Genomic DNA, 17,174 nt, shown 5'->3' on the forward strand with positions numbered 1-17,174 from the left:
CAGGTCGCAGCGAATCGTTGGCCAAGCGCCGAGTCCGCTTTTGCGAATCCCCAATCCCCAATCCCCAATCCCAGCCCTCAATGCATGCGCTGCGCGCGCGCGCTCAGTTCCACCAGGCGTTCGCGGATCGGCAGCACGTCGTTGGCTTCCGGGTTCAGTTGCAGGTAGCGGCTCAGGTCGCGGCGCGCGCCGGGGACGTAGTCCATCTGCAGGTAGGCCAGGCCGCGGTCGCGCAGGGCCTCGGGCTGGTCGGGCATCAGCTTGAGCACTCGGTCGGCGCTGCGCGCGGCGCGGTCCCATTCGTCGCGTTCGGCGTAGACGCCGTGCAGGTTGCGCAGCACCCGGGTCAGGATCGCGCGGTGCGGCGCCGGGTCGAGGATCTGCAGCAGCGCGCGGTCGTCCGGGGTCTCCCCGCCCAGATGCGGGCGCGCGCGTTCGCGCAGCTCTTCCACCGCCAGCGGGCGGCCGCCGTTGAACGGGTCCATCACCAGCAGGCCGTCGTCCACCGGCAGGCGCACCAGGAAATGCCCGGGGAAGGACACCCCGTCGAGCGGAATGTCCAGCCGCCGCGCCACTTCCATCTGCACCAGCGCCAGCGAGATCGGGTTGCCCAGGCGGCGCTCGAACACCTCGTTCATGTAGCTGTTGCGCGGGTCGTAATACTCGTCGTGGTTGCCGCTGTAGCCGAGTTCCTCGAACAGGTGGCGGTTGATCGCGGCCATCTTCAGCGGCCACGGCTCGATCATCGCCACTTCGTGACGCAGGTGCTCGGCATGGTTCTGCGCCAGCGTGTCGTAGTGGTCGGCATCCAGTTCCGGATACTCGTCGCGGGCGATCAGCAGCGCGGTGGCCAGCAGCGGCAGGGCGTCGTCGTCCAGCGCGGCCAGGGTATTCCAGCTCGGCAATGTCAGTCGGTCCACCATGGCCCAAGACTGGCCGCAAACTGCGACGCGATCAAGTCCGGGGGTTCCCGACAGCGGTGTCGGGTTCAGCGCCACGGCGGCGGCGCTTTTCCCGACGCCGGTGCGGCTCAGCGGGCCTTGGGGATGCCCGGGCCGAAGCTCAGTTCGGCACCGTCCTGCAGCTTGAGCTGGGCGGCCTGGCCGGCGTTGAGTTCCAGCACGTAGCGCGCCGGCGCATTGCTGGGGTAGGGCGGGCAGGCGTTGCCGGCCGAGCACGGCGGCACGTCGCGCTGCTGCGCCACCAGCTTGCGCTGGCTGTCGAAGTACAGGATGTCCAGCGCGATCTTGGTGTTCTTCATCCAGTACGCCTGCGGTTCCTCGCGGTCATGGATGAACAACATGCCGTGGTCGGCGTCCATCTGGTCGCGGAACATCAGCCCGCGCGCGCGGGTGGCATCGTCCTGGGCCAGTTCGACCTGGTAGCGGTGCCCGCCCAGTTCCACCCAATGGTCGCCGGCGCTGGCGCAGCCGCTGAGGGTCAGCAGGACGAGGACGAACAGGGCGCGGAGCAGGGACATGGCGGTGTCGGGTCGGGGAGGATCAGCGCGCACCTTGTTGCATGGTGCGTGTTCAGTCAAGAGAGCCGGGATTGGGGATTGGGGATTCGTAAAAGCCAGAAGCTCCCTCCGGCCTCCGGATCCGCTGTTGCGAATCCCCAATCCCCAATCCCCAATCCCGCGCGCGTCCTACAGGACGCGCGGCGGCTCGCCACCGACGATCACCACGTCGGCCGGGCGGCGCGCGAACAGGCCGACGCAGACCACGCCGGGGATCTGGTTGAGCTCGCGCTCCAGCGCCACCGGGTCGGTGATCGACAAGTGGTGCACGTCCAGCACCACGTTGCCGTTGTCGGTGACCACGCCGTCGCGCCACACCGGCTGGCCGCCGGTGCGCGCCAGGATCTCGCGCGCGACCAGGCTGCGCGCCATCGGGATCACCTCGATCGGCAGCGGGAACGCGCCCAGCGTCTGCACCTGCTTGCTCGGGTCGATGATGCAGACGAAGCGCTCGCTGGCCTCGGCGATGATCTTCTCGCGGGTCAGCGCGGCGCCGCCGCCCTTGATCAGGCAGCGGTTCGGATCGCACTCGTCGGCGCCGTCCACGTACAGCGACAGGTTGCCGGTGTGGTTCAGTTCCAGCACCTCGATGCCGTGCTGGCGCAGGCGCGCGGTGCTCTGCTCGGAGCTGGACACCGCGCCCTTGATGCGGTGGCCGATGCGGCCGAGCGCGTCGATGAAGTAGGCCACGGTGGAGCCGGTGCCGACGCCGACGATCATGCCGTCCTCGACGTATTCGATGGCTTTCTCGGCGGCCAGGCGTTTGCTTTCGGACATGGGGGGCTCGGGATTCGTGATTGGGGATTGGGGATTCGTCAAAGCGGCAGGCGGGGCCGGGCAGGGACGAATCCCCAATGCCCAATCCCCAATTCCGGCTACTCGAGCGCCAACAGCAGCTTCCACTGCGCGGCGCTGACCGGGAATACCGACAGGCGGTTGCCGCGCGCGGTCAGCGGGAAGCCTTCGCCGAGCGCGTCGGTGTGCTGCTTGATCTCGTCCAGCGCGATGGTGCGCGCGAGCTTGCGCTCGAACGCCACGTCCACCAGATACCAGCGCGGTTGTTCGCGGGTGGCCTTGGGGTCGTGGTAGTCGGAGGTGGGATCGAACTGGGTGACGTCCGGATACGCCTCGCTGGCCACCGTGGCCGTGCCGACGATGCCCGGCACCTTGCAGTTGGAGTGGTAGAACAGGATGCCGTCGCCGACCTTCATGCCGTCGCGCATGAAGTTGCGCGCCTGGTAGTTGCGCACCCCGTTCCAGGGTTCGCTGCCGACCCGCTGCAGGTCGTCGATCGAGAAGGCGTCCGGTTCGGACTTCATCAGCCAGTAGCGCTTGCGTGCGGTCATGCGGGGAAATCGGTCGCGGTCAGGAGGGTGAGGGAATCGGTGCAGACCGCGTCCAGCGCCACGTCCCAGGCGGCGACGGGCAGCGCCGCGAGCTGCTGCACCGCGAACGCGGCGCCGACCAGCCAGGGCGGGGGCGCTTGCCGCTGGCGAAACGCGAAGCTGCGATCATACCAGCCGCCGCCCATGCCCAGGCGGCCGCCGCCGGCGTCGAAGCCGACCAGCGGCGCCACCACCAGCGCCATCCGCTCCGGCGCCAGCGTCGCGTCGGCGGCGACGTCCGGCTCGGGAATGCCGTAGCGGTTGGCGCGCAGCGGCTGCCCCGGGCGCCACGGCGCGAAACGCAGGGTCTTGCCGCTGAGCACCGGCAGGCAGTACTGCACGCCGGGCGGCAGGCTCAGTTGCCAGCGGTGCAGCGCGATCTCCCCGTCCATCGCCCAATAGCCGGCGACGTGGCCGTGCTGCGGCGCGAACGGCAAGTCCAGCAGCCGCTGCGCCAGCGCGTCGGCGGCGGCCAGGCGTTCGGCCGCGGAGAGCGCGCGGCGGCGCGCGCGCAGTTGCTGGCGCAGTGAGTCGCGGTCGTCGGGAGTCATCGGACAGGCGTGGCGGAGACGGCGCTATTGTCGGTGCCGGCGCGCGCACTGGCTACTGGCGCCGGTCGGCGCCGCGCGGCCTCACGCGTAGATCGCCACCGTCTGCCGGCCCGACAGCACCAGCCGCCCGGCCTCGTCCCAGATCTGCATGTCCTGCAGCGAGTAGCCGTCGGCGGCGTGGCGGCTGGCCGAACGCAGCAGGAACCAGTCGCCGGCGCTGGCCGGCTGCGGGAAATCCAGGGTCCAGGTCATCGAGCTGACCGGCGCCGGTTCGGTGAAGCAGGCCATCGCCGCCGGCGGCAGGCAGTCGCCGAGCGCGACCAGGGCCACGCTCGGATCCACCCCGCTGGCGTCGCGATGGCGCGCCCAGACCAGCAGCTCCGGGGTGGCGGCCGCGGACACCGGCAGCGCGCCGCCGGCCAGGCGCATCTCGAAATTGGCGACGAACGCCGGGGTGACCGCGCTGTCGGCGATCGGCGCCGCGGCCTCGGGTGCGCACACCGCGGGCCGCGCCGGCATGAAGTCGTGGGCGATGCGGCTGGGCCGCGGTTGCGCGAACAGCAGCGCCGCGCGCAGCGCGGCCTGCTCGCCGGCCAGGCAATCGACCGCGACCGAGCTGGCGGACTTGCCCTGGCGCAGCAGCCGTGCCTCGAAGCGCAGCGTGGCGTCGGCCGGGCCGACGAACCAGATGTGCGCCGACTTCAGCGGCGGCGGCGCCGCCGGCGCGGTGCGCAGCGCGGCCTGCAGCGCCAGCGCCGCGGACAGCCCGCCGAAGGCGGTGCGTCCCTGCCGCCAGCTGGCGGGAACGTCGAATCCGGCCGCCGGGTCGAAGCGGTCGATGATCTGGGCGAGCGAGGGCATGCGGCGTCTCCTTGGCGGGGCGCCAGTATCCCGGGTTCGGCGTGCGCATGAGTAGTAGCCGTGCCAGTGCATGCGGCGACTGGCGACACGCAAAGAAAGACGCGCAAAAGGAAACGGCGCCTTGCGGCGCCGTTTCCGGGATATTGCATTCTCCGCCATGACGATGCGTGCGAAACGACCTTGAACCCGGGGTTCAAGTGGGATAGCTGGGGAACCATCGGGCTTCCCGCTACGAGGCGGACCTGCACACCCGATTCCGTCGCCATCCCGTGGTCGTAATTAAGGGACAAGGCGAATGTTTGCACACGCTGTCGTTCACAGCAGAGAACGCAACCGAAGTATAGCGCCGTCGCCGCGCTTGGCTAGTCCGTTCGTCGGTCGCGCGGTACGGCGCAATTCACGTTGATGATCGAAATGCGAGGCGTGTATCAACGCGCCGTATCGACCACGCCGTCGAGACGGCGATTGAGGTCGGCGAGCGTGCGCGCCATCTCGCCATCGCGCCGCGCCTGCTCGTCGCGCAGTTGCTGCAGTTCGTGCGCCAGGTTCAACGCGGCCAGCACCGCGACCCGGTCCACCGCGGCCATGCGGTTGCTGCCGCGCACCTCGCGCATCTTCGCGTCGAGCAGGCGCGCGGCGGCGAGCAGGCTGTCGCGCTCTTCGGCCTCGACGCCGACGGTGTATTCGCGATCGAGGATGCGGACGCTGACCGGTTCGCTCACGTGTGCTGCTCCAACGACTTGAGCCGGGTGATCATCGCCTCGACCCGCGAGCGCGCCTGTTCGTTCTTGGTCAGCAGCTGCGAGCGCTCGCCGATCAACTGCTCCTGCTGCTGGCGCAGGCTGCGGTTCTCGTCGGCGAGGCGCTGGCAGCGCTCGACCAGCGTTTCCACGCGGGAGGCGAGGGTGCGGAGCTGGGCGAGGGCGTCGGGGCTGTCCATGGCGCCCACGATAGGCATGCGCCCGAGCGGCGGTCAAGACGCGGCTTGGCGCCGCGATGGCCGGCGCTCAGACGGGCAGCAGCAAGGGCTGCCGCAGCAGCTGCAGGCAGGCGTCCGGCTCCAGCGCCGGGGCGACCAGGTGGCCCTGGATCTCGTCGCAGCCGTGCTGGCGCAGGAACGCCAGCTGGCCCGGCAGTTCCACGCCTTCGGCGACCACTTTCAGGGTCAGCGAGTGGCCCATCGCGATGATGGTGCTGGTGATCGCCTCGTCGTCCGGGTCGCGGGTCAGGTCGCCGATGAATTCCTGATCGATCTTCAAGGTGTTGATCGGCAAGCGCTTCAGGTAGGCCAGCGACGAATAGCCGGTGCCGAAGTCGTCGATCGCCAGGGCCAGGCCCAGCGCGCGGCAGGCGTGCAGGGTGGCGGCGTTCTTGCCGACCTGCGACATCACCACGCTCTCGGTGAGTTCCAGTTCGACGTTGGCGGCCGGGACCCCGGTCTCGGCCAGGATCCGCGCCATCAGCGCCGGCAGGTCGCCGCGTTCGAGCTGGATCGCCGACACGTTGATCGACATGCACAGCTCGGTCAGGCCGAGCTGGCGCCACTCGCGCAGGGTGCTGCACGCCTGGCGCAGCACCCATTCGCCGATCTCCAGGATCAGTCCGGTCTCCTCGGCCAGGGGGATGAACTGGCTCGGCGAGACCGCGCCGAAATCGGCGCTGTGCCAGCGCAGCAGCGCTTCCACGCCGACCACGCGCTGCTCGCGCAGCGAATAGCGCGGCTGGTAGACCAGTTTCAGCTCCTGGTCGAACGGGATCTTGCGCAGGGTGCTGGCCAGCGTGGCGCGATGGCGGGTGGCCTCGTCCATGCGCGCCGAATACGCCTGGATGTTGCGGCGCCCGGCGGCCTTGGCCTGGTACATGGCCGTGTCGGCGTGCTTGAGCAGCTCGCTGGGCAGCAACGCGTGCTGCGGGAACAGCGAGATGCCGATCGAGGAGGAGATCGCCACTTCGCGGCGGTCCTCCAGTTGCAGCGGCGCATCGAAGGCGGCCAGCACGCGCGCGGCGACGACCTCGGCCTCGGCCTGGCCGGCGATGTCCTCCACCACCACGGTGAATTCGTCGCCGGCCAGGCGCGCCACCGTGTGCTGCGGGCCCACCGCCTGCTGCAGGCGTTCGGCGACCGCGCGCAACACCTTGTCGCCCACCGCATGGCCGAGCGAATCGTTGATGTCCTTGAACCGGTCCAGGTCCAGGAACAGCACCGCCACCGAACTGCCCTGGCGCCGCGCCCGCACGATCGCGCGCGCCAGCCGCTCGGACAGCAGCGACCGGTTGGGCAGGCTGGTCAGCGTGTCGTAGTTGGCCAGGTAGCGCAGTTCCTGCTCGGCGCGCTTCTGGTCGGTGATGTCTTCCAGCACCACCACGTGGAAGCTGTGGCGGCCGTCGGCGTCGCCGACCGTATTGCGGCGCACATGGCAGAGGATCTCCTGGCCGTCCTTGCGCCGTTTCCAGGCATCGCCGCGCCAGTGCCGGCCCTGGTCGAGCGGCGGCGCGGGGACGTCCGGCGCGTGGTCGAGCAGGGCCATCGGCTGGCCCAGCACTTCGCGCTCGCTGTAGCCGGTGATGCGGGTGAAGGCCGGGTTGACCGAGATGAAGCGGGAGTCTTCGTCCAGCACCGCGACCGCCTCGTTCATGCTGCGCAGCACTTCGCTGGCGATGCGCCGCTCCAGGTCGGCCTGGCGGTGCGAGGTGATGTCGCGCGCGGTGCCGGCGAGCCGGCGCGGCTTGCCGTCGGCGCCGTAGTCGACCACCCGGCCGCGCACCCGCGCCCACAGCCACACGCCGTCGCCGGCCAGGTCCACCCGGTACTCGGCGACGTAGACCGGGGTCAGTCCCTGCAGGTGCTCGCGCAGCGCGCGCTGGGCCTGCGGCACGTCGTCGGGATGGATGCGCAGCGGGTCGTCCTCGCGGATCACCATGGTGATCTCCTGCGCATGCGGCGCCGCTTCGTCGGCGCGCATCCGGCGCAGCTTGCGCTGCTGCAGGTCGTAGTCCCAGAAGTGCTCGCCGGAGGCCCACAGCGCCAGCTTCAGGTGGCGGTCGCGCTGCTGCAGCTGCTGCTGGCGCTGTTGCTGCTGCTGCATGCGCCGCCGCCAGTGCAGCGCCTGCAGCGCGGACACCACCGTGGCCACCGCCAGCACCGCCGCCGCGGCGGCCCAGCCCCAACGCCAGTCCGTGCCGGCATGGCCGGCAATTCCCGCAGCGACGCGCTCGATCGACATGGCGGGAAGGGGGCTTCAATCAGGAAAGGGTGGTGGAGTGTAGGCGCCCGTCGGAAGCGTTCACAAGCAGCGCGGCGCATGCGGATTGCTACACTGCGCAGTCCCGCTCCGCCGCAGGCCCCGACTCTCGGCGGCCAGCGCACAACAGGCCTTGCGTCCATGATCGAACTTCCTAGCGCCGACGACGTCACCCAAGCCAGCCAGCAACTGGGCCTGGCCGCGTCGGCAGCCGAACTCCACGGTGCGCTGTGCGGCTGGCTGGCCGGCGGCGGCGCCGACCTGGCCGCATGGCCGGCGGCGGTGCTGGCCGATGCCGGCATCGCCACGCCGCGCGGCGGCGATGCGCTGGACCGGCTGCGCGAGGCCACCGCCGCGCAGCTGGAGGACCGCGACTTCGCCTTCGACCTGGTGCTGGCCGATGCCGGCGCGCCGCTGTCCGAGCGCGCCGACGCGCTGTTCGACTGGTGCCGCGGCTTTCTCGGCGGTTTCGGCCTGGCCGCCGGCGCCAAGCCGCCGCTGTCCGAGGAAGGCGCCGAGGCGCTGCAGGACCTGGCGCGGCTGGCCCAGGCCAGCACCGACGATTTCGACAGCGCCGACGAGGACGAGGACGCGCTGGCCGAGATCGAGGAATTCGTGCGCGTGGCCGCCTTGCTGCTGCACAGCGACTGCGTGCTCGGCCCGCGCCATCGGCAACGCCTGAACTGACGCGATGAAGCGACTCACCGGCATCGGCGCGGGCGAATACGCGCGCCGGCGCAAACACTTGATGGACATGGCCGGCGAACACGCCATCCTGGTGCTGCCCAGCGCGCCGGAGCGGGTCCGCAGCCACGACACGCACTATCCGTACCGGCAGGATTCGGATTTCTGGTACCTGTGCGGCTTCCCCGAGCCGGAGGCGGTGCTGGTGCTGGTGCCGGGCCGCAAGCACGGCGAGGCGCTGCTGTTCTGCCGCGAGCGCGATCCCGAGCGCGAGGCCTGGGACGGTCCGCGCGAAGGCCAGGAAGGCGCGGTGGAACGCTACGGCATGGACGATGCGTATCCGATCGAGGACCTCGACGAGATCCTGCCCGGGCTGCTGGAAGGCCGCTCGCGGGTGTACTACCACTTCGGCCGCGACGTCGATTTCGACCTCAAGCTGATCGGCTGGGTCAAGCGCGTGCGCGAGCAGGTGCGGCACGGCGCGCAGCCGCCGCACGAGTTCCTGGAACTGGGCCACCTGCTGCACGAGCAACGCCTGTTCAAGTCGCGCGACGAGATCGCGCTGATGCAGGTGGCGGCCGACCTCAGCGTGGCCGCGCATCGCGCGGCGATGCGGCTGGCGCGGCCGGGCCTCCACGAGTACCAGTTGCAGGCGGAGATCGAACGCGAGTTCCGCGCCGGCGACGCCTGGCCGGCCTACGGCAGCATCGTCGGCAGCGGCGGCAACGCCTGCGTGCTGCATTACCGCGCCAACGCCGCGCGCCTGCGCGACGGCGACCTGGTGCTGATCGACGCCGGCGCCGAGTACCGCGGCTATGCCGCCGACATCACCCGCACCTTCCCGGTCGGCGGCCGCTTCAGCGCCGAGCAGCGCGCGCTGCACGACCTGGTCGGCGCCGCGCATGCCGCGGCGCTGGCGCAGGCACGGCCGGGCGTGGCCTACGAGGCCGGGCACCTGGCGGCGGTGCAGACCCTCACCGAAGGCCTGCTGCGGCTGGGCCTGCTCAAGGGCTCGCTGGAACAGAACCTGGCCGACGGCGACTACCGGCGCTTCTACCGGCACAAGACCGGGCACTGGCTGGGCCTGGACGTGCACGACGTCGGCGACTACAAGCTGGCCGGCGCCTCGCGCCTGCTGGAGCCGGGCATGGTCTTCACCATCGAGCCGGGGCTGTACATCGGCGCCGAGGACAAGAGCGTGGAGCCGCGCTGGCGCGGCATCGGCATCCGCACCGAGGACGACGTGCTGATCACCGCCGACGGCCACCGCGTGTTGACCGCGGGGCTGGCGCGCAGTGCCGAGGAGATCGAGGACTTGATGGCCGGGGAGCCGGGATTGGGGATTGGGGATTAGGGATGGCGCACCGGCCGCCGCGCGCGCGCGGGGCGATCACCTCCAGAACCGGCCAGTCGGATCCTGCCTGTTCTCGCCGGCATGGGATTGCGCGCTGTTGCCAATCCCCAATCCCCAATCCCCAATCCCGGCGGCCATCAGGCCGCCAAAGCAGCAAACGCCGGCCGGGTCAGGTTCTCCGGGTCGCCGTCGGTGCAGGCCACTTCGTCCTCGATGCGGATGCCGCCGCAGGGCTTGAACTGCGCCACGCGGGCCCAGTCCACGCTGGCGGCGTGGCCGGCCTGCTTCACTTCGTCCAGCAGCATGTCGATGAAGTACACGCCCGGTTCGATCGTCACCACCATGCCGGGTTCGAGCACGCGGGTCATGCGCAGGTAGGGGTGGCCGGCGGGGCGCTCGATGCGGCCGCCGCGGTCGCTGGCGGCGAAGCCGGCCACGTCGTGCACCTGCAGGCCGATCGGATGGCCGAGGCCGTGCGGGAAGAACGCGGCGCTGACGCCGGTGGCCAGCGCGGCTTCCGGCGACACGGTGATCACGCCGAAGTCCTTGAGCACGCCCATCAGCGCCAGGTGCGCATCGAGGTGCAACTGCTTGTAGTCCACGCCGGCGCGCACGCTCTGGCCCATGCGGAGCTGCGCGGCGTCCACCGCGTCGATCAGCGCCTGGAACTCGCTGCCGCGGTCGGCGGCGTAGCTGCGGGTGATGTCGCTGGCGTAGCCGTGCGCGGACGCGCCGGCATCGATCAGGAAGCTGCGCCGTTGCGCCGGCGCCTGCCGCTGCAGTTCGGTGTAGTGCAGCACCGCGCCATGCTCGTTCAGCGCGACGATGTTGCCGTACGGCAGCTCGTTGGCGTCCTGGCCCACCGCGCCGCAATACGCCATGTGGATCTCGAACTCGCTGCGGCCGTCGCGGAACGCGGCCTCGGCGGCGCGGTGGCCGCGCACCGCCAGCTGCTGCGCCTGGCGCATCAGCGCCAGTTCGTAGGCGGTCTTGTAGGCGCGGTGGTACTCCAGGTACTGGACCACCGCGTCCGGATTGTTCGGCACGTAGTCGCCCAGCGCGCTCTGCGCCTCGCCGAGGATCGCGCACCGCGCGGCCGGCCCCGGCAGCAGCGCGAGCGCCTCTTCCGGCGTGCGGATCACGTGGATGTCGCAATGTTCCACCCACCAGCCGTCCGGTGCGGCCGGCACCACGTGCCAGTAGTCGCGCGGCTGGTGGAAGATCAGCTGCGGGCGGCGCCCGGGGGTGTACACCAGCCAGCTGTTCGGCACCCGGGTCAGCGGCAGCCAGGCCTTGAACTGCGGATTCACCGCGTACGGATAGTCGCGATCGTCGAACAGCTGGTAGTGCAGCGTGCCGCTGGGCACCACCAGGTGGTCGAAGCCGCCGCGCGCCAGCGCCGTGTCGGCGCGTTGCGCCAGCGTGCGCAGGTGCTCGGCGTACAGGGCGCTGGGGTCGTGCTGGCTCATGGCGGCTCGTTCGGCGATGCGGAAAAGTGGATGCCAAGTTTGCCGCAAACGGCGCGGGCGTGTTGGCGCGCCGCGTGCCTGCGCATGGCATGCGGCCATGCGTGGGCGTAGCCGGAAGCGGCAGCCGTTGCCAGGCACGTTTGTTCCATGCGCGCAACATCCTACAAGGGCTGCCGGCGATGCCGCCGCTGCGCTATCCCGCCGGTCCCGCGTTGATCCACTGCCGCAGCAGTTCGCGATGCGCCGGCGAGATGGTCAGGAAGCGGAACCCGGCCCAGGCCTGGCCGGGCGCGTGCGAGCGTTCGCTCCACAGCAGGTGCACGCCGACATCGATCTGCACCTCGCGGCCCAGTTGCGGCATCGCGAAGCGCAACTGGTACAGCGCATCCTCGTGCAGCGGCGCCGAGGCCAGCAACAGCATGCCGTTCTCGGAGACGTTGCCGAGCCGGCCGACCACGGCGTCTTCCATCATGTCCAGCACCGGCACCATGTCCGGAACCTGGCGGCGCGGCGAGCGGCGGGCTTCGGCGATCATGCGTCGTCCTCCAGTGGGCCGGCGGGGGCGGGCGCGCCGGCCAGGGTGCGCAGCGCGCGCACGGTGGCGTGCCAGGCGCGGTCGATCAGGCGCGCGCGGTCCTCGGTGACGATCCGCGCCTGGCTCTGCGCCAGCAGCCGCGACAGCGCGTCCAGCGAGTACTCGGCGGTCTTGTGGCCGCGCTGGTTGACGAACAGGGCGCGGTCGGTGATCGGGCTGTACCAGGACAGCCGCTGCCGTTTCAGGTCGCCCTGCTGGTTGGTCACGAATTCGAACCAGGTGCCGAACGGCAGGCTGCGCAGCCGCGCATACGCCGCCTGCTCGGCCGCGTTGCGCGGCGCCGGCAGCGGCCGCTCGGCGTCCTCGCCCTGGTCGCCGAGGCGGGTGCGCGCCTTGAGCCTGGCGCTGAGCTCGGTGCGCGAGGTCAGCGTGTCGCCGCCGCCCGGCGTGGACAGGCGCCGCGCGATCGCGTCGGCCTCGTCCTGGTGGTAGCCCACCTGCAGCAGGGCGCTGCGCACTTCGCCGGCCAGCTCGGAATCGGACTCGCCGCCGCCGTCGCGGCAGGTGATCTCGGCGATGCATTGGCTCAGCTGCTTGCGCTCGCGCCAGGCATCGGATTCCTCGCCCTGGCGCAGCAGGGTCAAGGTCAGCACGTCGGACCAGGCCTGTTTCAGCAGCGCCTGCACGAACTTCGGCGGCTCCCAGGTCCGGCACAGCGCCTCCAGCGTGGTGCCGGCCAGTTCCTTGGCCACCTCCAGCCGTTCCTTGCCGCGCGCGGCCTCGATGTGGCGGCGCTCGGCGATCTCGGCCTTGTGCGCCAGCGCGCGGTACTGCGCCTGGATGTCCTGGTGGGCCTGCTCGAAGACCTGTTCGTCGCCTTCGTATTCCTCGACCACCCGGTCCACGGTCTGGTTGAGCTTGAGCAGCAGCTGCGGATCGGTGTCCTCTTCGCTGAGCCAGGTGGCGCCGGATTCGGCGACCGCATTGAGCAGCTCGCGCGCCGGATGCTGGCTGCGCACGAAGAACGCGTCGTCCTGCAGCGCGGCGCGGACCAGCGGCACCTGCAGGCGTTCCAGCAGGTGGGCGGCCGGCGCGTCGCTGCGCACTTCGCGCTCGACTTCGGCGTACAGCAGGCCGAGCAGGTCGAAGGTGTCGGCATCCTGCGGCGCCAGCGCCGCCTGCGGGCCGTGCTCGGTGCGCAGCGTGGCCAGCAGGGCGGCCTGCACGTCGCGCACCTGGCGGCGCCCGCGCAGGCCGGCCAGGGTGCTGTACGCCGGCGGCTGCGCCTGCAGTTCGCCCAGGGCCTGCAGCAGCGATGCGGTCGGCAGCGCCGCGCCGCCTGCGTGGGCGGCGGCAGTCGTAGCGCCGCGCGGCGCGGCCGGCATGCCAGGGCCGCCCCCGGCAGGCGCCGCCGTCGCTGCGGCAGCGCCGGGCGTGGAGGAGGAGACGGCGCCGGCTGGCGTGGCGCTGGCGGTCCCCGCCGGGGCCGCCGCATGGGTGCGCGCGGCCGCGAGCAGCTGGCGCAGCGTGGCCAGGTCGGGCGCGTCGCTGGCGGCATTCGGTTGCGTGGCCGCTGCCGTCGCCGTCGTGGCCGCGGTCCGTGGCGACGGCGCGGGCGCGGTGCGCGCTGTCGCCGCGTCGCTGCCCACCGCGCCGGGGCTGCCGGGGGCGGCGCCGGACCAGCCGGTCGGCGCCGCCTGTCCGGACCAGCCGGTGGCCGGGCGCGTGGCGGGGGATGGCCGCGCCGTGCCGCGGTGGGCCGCGGCCGGGTCGGGTGCGGCCGCCGGGCGCGCCACGTAGGGCAGGTAGACCAGCCCGGGCAGTACCCCGGCATGCGCCAGCAACACGTTGGCGCGTTCCACGGTCTCGCCGTAGCGGACCAGCGCCTGGCGCTCGAAGGCGCGGTACAGGGTCAGCTGCGCGTCCAGCCCCAGCCGCAGCTCCTCGCCGGCCTCGCGCAGGATCCGGCACAGCAGGTGCGGTCCCAGCGGGGTGTGCTCGGCCTCGAACGCCGGCCGCGCGGCGAGCACGCCGAAACGCTGGCCGAGCAGTTGCAGCGGGATGCTGGCCCGCGCCGCCTCGCGCCGGGCGATATCGTGCAGCACGATGTCGCGGTCGATGTCCACGTCGGCGACCAGGGTCAGCATCTGCATCGCCGCGTTGGCCTTGTCCTGGCGCAGCAGGCCGACCGGGGCCAGCGGCAGCCGGATCGTGGCAAGGGCCGCTTCCAGCTGCGCCTTGCAGAACGGCGCGAAGCGCTCGCGGCGCGCGCGCAGGCCCTGCAGTTCCTGGTAGATGTCCTGTTGCAGCTGGCCGTGGCGCGCGCGCTGGGCCTGCTCGAACAGCTCGCGCTCCAGCTCGGTCAGGGTCGACTGCAGCGGGGCGTCCAGCGCCTGCCACAGCAGGGCCAGCAGCGCTTCCAGGATGTCGCGCACGCGTGCGGGCAGGGCGGCGCCGGCGAGCGTCGCCGGGCTGGCCGACGGTGTGGCAGACAATGACATCCTGTGATCGCCGTTTGATTTCCGGGTCCGGTATGTAGCACGTTTCTGGCGGCGCAACCACGCCACCCCGCGGCGCGGCGCCGTGTTTCAGAGCATGAACAGGGCGACGACGTCGTTGGTGAAGCGCCGTCCCAGTTCGGTGGGAACCGCCTGTCCGGATTCCACCCGCAGCCAGTCCCGCGCCTGCGCCTGCGCCAGCGCCGGCGCGATCGCCTCCGGCGCCAGGCCGGTGCGCGCGGCGAAATCGCGCAGGGCGAAACCCTGGTTCAGGCGCAGCGCATTGAGCATGTACTCGAACGGGCGCCGTTCGGCGCCGATCCACTCGTCGCCGCCGATCGCCGCCGGGGTGCCGGCCGCGGCCAGGAACGCCTGCGGATGCCTGGTCTTCCAGCGGCGCAGGATGCTCTGCTCGGCGCCGGAACTGATCTTGCCGTGGGCGCCGGCGCCGATGCCCAGGTAGTCGCCGAACTTCCAGTAGTTGAGGTTGTGCGCGCACTGGTGGCCGTCGCGGGCGTAGGCGCTGACCTCGTACTGGGCATAGCCGGCGGCGGCCAGCAGCGCCTGGCAGCGCTCCTGCATGTCCCAGGCGTCGTCGTCCTCGGGGATGCCCTGCGGCGGGCGCGCGGCGAACACGGTGTTCGGTTCCAGGGTCAGCTGGTAGTGGCTGATGTGGGTGGGCTGCAGCGCCAGCGCGCGGGCGATGTCGGTCTCCGCCCCGGCCAGGGTCTGCTGCGGCAGCGCGTACATCAGGTCCAGGTTGAGGTTGGAATACCCGGCGTCCTGCGCCAGCTTCACCGCGCGCTCGGCGTCGGCGCTGTCGTGGATCCGCCCCAGGCGCTGCAGCGCGGCGTCGTCGAAGCTCTGGATGCCGAAGCTGAGCCGGTTGACCCCGGCCGCCAGGTAGCGGTCGAAGCGGCCGTGCTCGGCGGTGCCCGGGTTGGTCTCCAGGGTGATCTCCAGGTTCGGCGCGAAACGCAGGCGCGCGCTGGCCGCCTGCAGGAAGCGGTCGATCGCCTCGGCCGGGAACAGGCTGGGGGTGCCGCCGCCGAAGAACACGGTCTGCACCGTGCGGCCCCAGACCAGCGGCAGGTCCTGGTCCAGGTCGCGGATCAGCGCGTCCACGTAGTCGTCGAACGGCAGCGCGCCCTTGGCCGCATGCGAGTTGAAATCGCAGTACGGGCATTTGCGCACGCACCAGGGCAGGTGCACGTACAGCGACAGCGGGGGCGGGATCAGCGGCGGCATGCGGACAGTGTAGGGCGTGGGGCTGGAGCGGCGGCGCGTGCGCGCGGCCCTGGCGGGGACTGCGGCTTGGCAGAGGCCGGTGCCGCCGGTGGCGCGGCCGCTACAGCGACGCCAGCCGCTGCTTGAGCAGCGCCAGCGCCTGGCCGCGGTGGCTGATCCGGTTCTTCAGCGGCAACGGCATCTGTGCCGCGCTCTGGCCGTGTTCGGGATCGAAGAACACCGGGTCGTAGCCATGGCCGCCGGTCCCGGCGCGGGCGTGCAGGATGCGCCCGCGCCAGCTGCCTTCCACCAGCAGCGGCTGCGGATCCTCGGCGTGCCGCAGCAGCACCAGCACGCAATAGAAATGCGCGGTGCGCTGCGCGTCGGGCACGTCGCGCAGCGCGTGCAGCAGCTTGTCGATGTTGGCCGCGGCATTGCCGTGTTCGCCGGCGTAGCGCGCCGAGTACAGCCCGGGCGCGCCGCGCAGCGCGTCCACGCAGATCCCCGAGTCGTCGGCCAGCGCCGGCAGGCCGGTGACCTGGGCGGCGTGGCGCGCCTTCAGCAGCGCGTTCTCGACGAAGGTCAGGCCGGTCTCGTCGGCGTCGCGCACGCCCAGCGTGGACTGCGCGATCAATTCGATCCCGACGCCGTCGAGCAGCGCATGCAGTTCCTCGAGCTTGCCGGCATTGCTGCTGGCCAGGACCAGTTTCATGGTTTGGGCTCCAGCAGGTCCCATTGGTTGCCGTACGGATCCTGGAACACGGCGACGATCGCATAAGACTCGTTGCGCGGCTGCTCCAGGAACCGCACGCCGCGGGCGAGCATCGCCGCGTGGTCGCGGTGGAAGTCGTCGGTGTGCAGGAAGAAGCCGACCCGGCCGCCACTCTGGCGGCCGATGCAGGCGCGCTGCGCGTCGTCGGCGGCCACGGCCAGCAGCAGGCCGGCGCCGGCATCGCCCGGCGGGCCGACCCGCACCCAGCGCTTGCCGTCGCCCAGCGCGGTGTCTTCCAGCAGCGCGAAACCGAGTGCGCCGGTGTACCAGGCGATGGCCTGGTCGTAGTCCGGCACCACCAGGGTGACCAGGGCGATGCGCTGGTTCATTGCGCCAGCGCGGCGCGCTGCGCCGCCAGCAGGTCGGCGATGCCGCGCTCGGCCAGGCCGAGCAGCGCATCCAGTTCGTCGCGGCGGAACGCGTGGCCTTCGGCGGTGCCCTGGATTTCGATGAAGCCGCCACCGTCGTTCATCACCACGTTCATGTCGGTGTCGCAGTCGCTGTCCTCGGCGTAGTCCAGGTCCAGCACCGGGGTGCCGCGGTAGACGCCGACCGAGACCGCGGCGACCGCGCCGAGCACCACCGGCTTCTTCAGGTCGCCGCGCTTCTGCAGCCAGTTGACCGCATCCATCAGCGCCACGTAGGCGCCGGTGATGGCGGCGGTGCGGGTGCCGCCGTCGGCCTGCAGCACGTCGCAGTCCAGGGTGATGGTGCGCTCGCCCAGCGCGTTGCGGTCCACGCAGGCGCGCAGCGCGCGGCCGATCAGGCGCTGGATTTCCAGCGTGCGCCCGCCCTGCTTGCCGCGCGCGGCCTCGCGGTCGGAGCGCGAATGGGTGGCGCGCGGCAGCATGCCGTACTCGGCGGTGACCCAGCCTTCGCCCTTGCCGCGCAGGAAGCCCGGCACGCGGTTCTCGACGCTGGCGTTGCACAGCACGCGGGTGTCGCCGAAGCTGACCAGCACCGAGCCTTCGGCGTGGCGGGTGAAGGCGCGTTCGATGCGCACCGGGCGCAGCTGATCGGCCGTGCGGCCACTGGGACGGGAAAAGGACATGGGATCGATCCGGAGGTGGCGTGGGG

The 17,174-nt window shown here is 71.5% G+C and carries 18 protein-coding genes and 1 other RNA gene; 2 read left to right on the plus strand and 17 right to left on the minus strand.

The genetic code is table 11. The features are described from left to right. Nucleotides 1-77: 77 nt before the first annotated feature. The 10 genes from AB3X10_RS04895 to AB3X10_RS04940 all read right to left on the minus strand — a co-directional run bounded on the left by AB3X10_RS04895 (nt 78) and on the right by AB3X10_RS04940 (nt 7,540). Nucleotides 78-992, minus strand: coding sequence for a SirB1 family protein (locus tag AB3X10_RS04895; protein WP_369981655.1), 915 nt, complete (start codon nt 990-992; stop codon nt 78-80). Nucleotides 993-1,030: 38 nt separating this feature from the next. Continuing rightward, nucleotides 1,031-1,480, minus strand: coding sequence for a DUF192 domain-containing protein (locus tag AB3X10_RS04900; protein ID WP_369979550.1), 450 nt, complete (start codon nt 1,478-1,480; stop codon nt 1,031-1,033). 168 nt (nt 1,481-1,648) lie between these two features. Then, nucleotides 1,649-2,296, minus strand: a complete 648-nt coding sequence (gene rpiA, locus AB3X10_RS04905; protein ID WP_145702709.1) for a ribose-5-phosphate isomerase RpiA — start codon at nt 2,294-2,296, stop codon at nt 1,649-1,651. Nucleotides 2,297-2,394: 98 nt separating this feature from the next. Beyond that, nucleotides 2,395-2,865 (minus strand): EVE domain-containing protein, encoded by a 471-nt coding sequence (locus AB3X10_RS04910; protein WP_369979551.1) that lies wholly within the window; start codon nt 2,863-2,865, stop codon nt 2,395-2,397. Beyond that, nucleotides 2,862-3,455: a 5-formyltetrahydrofolate cyclo-ligase gene (locus AB3X10_RS04915; protein ID WP_369979553.1), complete on the minus strand. Its 594-nt coding sequence runs from the start codon at nt 3,453-3,455 to the stop codon at nt 2,862-2,864. Before AB3X10_RS04915 ends, AB3X10_RS04910 begins: the two co-directional genes overlap by 4 nt. Nucleotides 3,456-3,536: 81 nt before the next feature. Continuing rightward, nucleotides 3,537-4,316: an acyl-CoA thioesterase gene (locus AB3X10_RS04920; protein WP_369979555.1), complete on the minus strand. Its 780-nt coding sequence runs from the start codon at nt 4,314-4,316 to the stop codon at nt 3,537-3,539. Nucleotides 4,317-4,461: 145 nt separating this feature from the next. Continuing rightward, nucleotides 4,462-4,646: non-coding RNA, 6S RNA (gene ssrS, locus AB3X10_RS04925), on the minus strand. Between the two features lie 98 nt (nt 4,647-4,744). Then, the gene (locus AB3X10_RS04930) at nt 4,745-5,038 is read right to left on the minus strand and encodes a cell division protein ZapA (RefSeq protein ID WP_369979557.1); all 294 of its coding nucleotides are present in this window, start codon (nt 5,036-5,038) and stop codon (nt 4,745-4,747) included. Continuing rightward, nucleotides 5,035-5,256 carry a TIGR02449 family protein gene (locus tag AB3X10_RS04935; RefSeq protein ID WP_145702698.1) on the minus strand — a complete coding sequence of 74 codons (222 nt, stop codon included), beginning with the start codon at nt 5,254-5,256 and terminating at the stop codon, nt 5,035-5,037. The genes AB3X10_RS04930 and AB3X10_RS04935 overlap by 4 nt, the downstream gene beginning before the upstream one ends. 67 nt (nt 5,257-5,323) lie before the next feature. Continuing rightward, nucleotides 5,324-7,540 (minus strand): putative bifunctional diguanylate cyclase/phosphodiesterase, encoded by a 2,217-nt coding sequence (locus AB3X10_RS04940; protein ID WP_369979559.1) that lies wholly within the window; start codon nt 7,538-7,540, stop codon nt 5,324-5,326. 159 nt (nt 7,541-7,699) lie between these two features. Between AB3X10_RS04940 and AB3X10_RS04945 the strand changes: the two genes are divergently transcribed. Together AB3X10_RS04945 and AB3X10_RS04950 are read left to right on the plus strand one after the other, a co-directional pair. After that, nucleotides 7,700-8,245, plus strand: a complete 546-nt coding sequence (locus AB3X10_RS04945) for a YecA family protein (protein ID WP_145702693.1) — start codon at nt 7,700-7,702, stop codon at nt 8,243-8,245. 4 nt (nt 8,246-8,249) lie between these two features. Beyond that, nucleotides 8,250-9,596: an aminopeptidase P N-terminal domain-containing protein gene (locus AB3X10_RS04950; RefSeq protein ID WP_369979560.1), complete on the plus strand. Its 1,347-nt coding sequence runs from the start codon at nt 8,250-8,252 to the stop codon at nt 9,594-9,596. A gap of 137 nt (nt 9,597-9,733) precedes the next feature. On the opposite strand, the gene pepQ is transcribed toward AB3X10_RS04950, so the two are convergent. From pepQ to rph, 7 genes are all read right to left on the minus strand, one after another. Further along, nucleotides 9,734-11,065: a Xaa-Pro dipeptidase gene (gene pepQ, locus AB3X10_RS04955; RefSeq protein WP_369979562.1), complete on the minus strand. Its 1,332-nt coding sequence runs from the start codon at nt 11,063-11,065 to the stop codon at nt 9,734-9,736. Between the two features lie 193 nt (nt 11,066-11,258). Continuing rightward, entirely contained in the window at nt 11,259-11,600 is a 342-nt protein-coding gene (locus AB3X10_RS04960; protein WP_145702687.1) for a PilZ domain-containing protein, read from the minus strand. Further along, a complete protein-coding gene (locus AB3X10_RS04965) occupies nt 11,597-14,101 on the minus strand; it encodes a DUF1631 domain-containing protein (protein ID WP_369979565.1) in 2,505 nt (834 codons plus the stop codon). The genes AB3X10_RS04960 and AB3X10_RS04965 overlap by 4 nt, the downstream gene beginning before the upstream one ends. An 87-nt stretch (nt 14,102-14,188) precedes the next feature. Next, complete coding sequence (hemW, locus tag AB3X10_RS04970) at nt 14,189-15,346, minus strand: radical SAM family heme chaperone HemW (protein WP_369979567.1); 1,158 nt, start codon at nt 15,344-15,346, stop codon at nt 14,189-14,191. A gap of 100 nt (nt 15,347-15,446) precedes the next feature. Further along, nucleotides 15,447-16,037 (minus strand): RdgB/HAM1 family non-canonical purine NTP pyrophosphatase, encoded by a 591-nt coding sequence (rdgB, locus tag AB3X10_RS04975; protein ID WP_369979569.1) that lies wholly within the window; start codon nt 16,035-16,037, stop codon nt 15,447-15,449. Beyond that, nucleotides 16,034-16,426, minus strand: coding sequence for a VOC family protein (locus tag AB3X10_RS04980; RefSeq protein WP_369979571.1), 393 nt, complete (start codon nt 16,424-16,426; stop codon nt 16,034-16,036). Before AB3X10_RS04980 ends, rdgB begins: the two co-directional genes overlap by 4 nt. Further along, a complete protein-coding gene (rph, locus tag AB3X10_RS04985) occupies nt 16,423-17,148 on the minus strand; it encodes a ribonuclease PH (RefSeq protein WP_369979573.1) in 726 nt (241 codons plus the stop codon). The genes AB3X10_RS04980 and rph overlap by 4 nt, the downstream gene beginning before the upstream one ends. Nucleotides 17,149-17,174 lie beyond the last annotated feature (26 nt).

The organism is Xanthomonas sp. DAR 80977, assembly GCF_041240605.1.
Lineage (GTDB): Bacteria > Pseudomonadota > Gammaproteobacteria > Xanthomonadales > Xanthomonadaceae > Xanthomonas_A > Xanthomonas_A bundabergensis.